A 2,181-nucleotide genomic window follows, 5' to 3' on the forward strand; every position below is an offset into this window, starting at 1 on the left:
GGGCAGGCCCCTGGTTTCCGCCGCGAGTTCCTGCAGCACGGCCGCCGCCGCCTCGGCCTCGCGCGACAGCGCCCTGAGCACATCGAGGCACATCACGTTGCCCGACCCTTCCCAGATCGCATTGACGGGGGCCTCCCGATAGTGTCGCGCCAAAATGCCGTCCTCGACATAGCCGTTGCCGCCGAGGCACTCCATCGCCTCGTAGAGAAACGGCGGCGCGCTCTTGCAGACCCAGTATTTGATCGCGGGCGTCAACAGCCGCATATAGGCCGCCTCCTTCGCATCATCGGGCGTCCGGTCGAACGCACGACACAGCCGCATCACCAGCGCGACCGAGGCTTCGACATGCAGCGCCATGTCCGAGAGCACCGCCTGCATCAAGGGCTGATCGGCGAGATGCTTCTGGAACACGCTGCGATAGCGGGCATGATTGAGCGCATGCGCCAGGCCGGATCGCATCAGGCCGGCGGAGGCGATCGCGCAGTCCTGCCGAGTCAACTGCACCATCTCGATGATGGTGCGGATGCCCTTGCCCTCTTCGCCCACACGCGTCGCATGGGCGCCGACGAATTCGACCTCGGACGAGGCATTGGAGCGGTTGCCGAGCTTGTCCTTCAGCCTTTGGAACTGGATCGCATTGACGGAGCCATCGGGGGCGAAGCGCGGCATCAGGAAGCAGGTCAACCCTCCGTCGGCCTGCGCCAGCACCAGGAACGCATCGCACATCGGCGCCGACATGAACCATTTGTGGCCGGTGATGCGATAGACATCGCCGTCGCGGACCGCGCGCGTCATGTTGGCGCGCACGTCGGTGCCGCCCTGCTTTTCCGTCATGCCCATGCCGAGCGTCATGCCGCGCTTGCTCCACCATGGGGCAAAGGATGGATCATAGCTGCGCGTTGCTATCACGGGCATCGTCTTCGCCAGCAGAGCCGGCTCCGCCGCGAGTGCGGCGACCGCGGCGCGCGTCATGGTGATCGGGCAGAGATGGCCGGTCTCGACCTGCGCCGCCATATAGAATTTTGCCGCGCGCAACACTTCGGAAGCGCCGCCGGCGGGCCTGCCCTCCGCGTTCCAGGTCGAATTGTGGAGGCCGGCGTGGACCGAATGCGCCATCAAATCGTGATAGGCCGGATGAAACTCGACCTGATCGCGCCGGTTGCCCCTCGCGTCGAAGCTGCGGAGTTTCGGCGTATTCTCGTTGGCGATCCGGCCGCGCTCGGCCATCGCGGCCGAACCCCAGTGTTGCCCGAACACCGACAGTTCTTCTTCGGCCTCAGCTCCACCATTGGCCGCGACTGCGTCCGCCAACGGCCGATCCACCGCGTAGAGATCGATATCCTCGAACGGCGGCGACTGGTTGAAGACGTCATGGGTCGCAAAGGAGGCTCGAGTTAAGGAGACTTGAGTTAAGGAGGCTTGAGTTAAGGAGGCTTGAGTTGGGGAGGCTTGGGTTGGGGAGGCTTGGGTTGGGGAGGCTTGGGTCATGGCCGTGTCCTCACTGGATTTTGTTGTGGTGCGCGATGGTCGGGAAATCATAGGCCGACCCGCCCGCGCCCGGCAGCGAAAAGTGCCACCGCGCCTTCGAATAGTTCACAAGGCCTTGCCGCGCCATGACGGCAATCAATTCATTACGGGGCGCGGACGAGCGAGCCGGCGGCGACGAGCGCGATCCAGATCGCTTTTGCCTGCTTCATCCACGTCGTCATGGCCGGACTTGTTCCGGCCGTCCACGTCTTCCTTGCAGTCGGCCGAAGCAAGCCGCGGATGCCCCGGCATGGCGCGCGGAAGCGACGCCGCCCGTCGGAACGCTGAGCCCGGGCGTGATGGAGAAGATGGAACGAGCGGAAATCGCGGCAAGCGTCCTCCCCCTGATGACCGCACCGGCCGCACAGACCGCCCCGACGAACCGGGGGATAACTGTCCCGGCCCCGTTTCGGCCTTGCCCTGCCATCGGTCCGCGCCTATAGCTCTCGCTTTAATGACATCCCATTCGAAATCGACCTTCGTCCTCGGTCACCGGCATCTGCTGGGAATCGAGGGCCTTTCCGCTGCCGACATTACCGGCCTGCTCGATCTTTCCGAGGAATATGTCGAGCTCAACCGCCAGATCGACAAGAAGCGCACCTCGCTGCGCGGCCGCACCCAGGTCAACCTGTTCTTCGAGGCCTCGACCCGGAC

The 2,181-nt window shown here is 64.6% G+C and carries 2 pseudogenes; one reads left to right on the forward strand and one right to left on the reverse strand.

The features are described from left to right. Positions 1-1,398, reverse strand: a pseudogene (locus tag WCB02_RS09120) (acyl-CoA dehydrogenase family protein); the annotation flags it as partial. Positions 1,399-1,981: 583 nt separating this feature from the next. On the opposite strand from WCB02_RS09120, the pseudogene pyrB reads away from it, so the two are divergent. Next, positions 1,982-2,181: pseudogene (gene pyrB, locus WCB02_RS09125) on the forward strand (aspartate carbamoyltransferase catalytic subunit); the annotation flags it as partial.

The organism is Bradyrhizobium sp. (assembly GCF_049581145.1).
GTDB lineage: Bacteria > Pseudomonadota > Alphaproteobacteria > Rhizobiales > Xanthobacteraceae > Bradyrhizobium.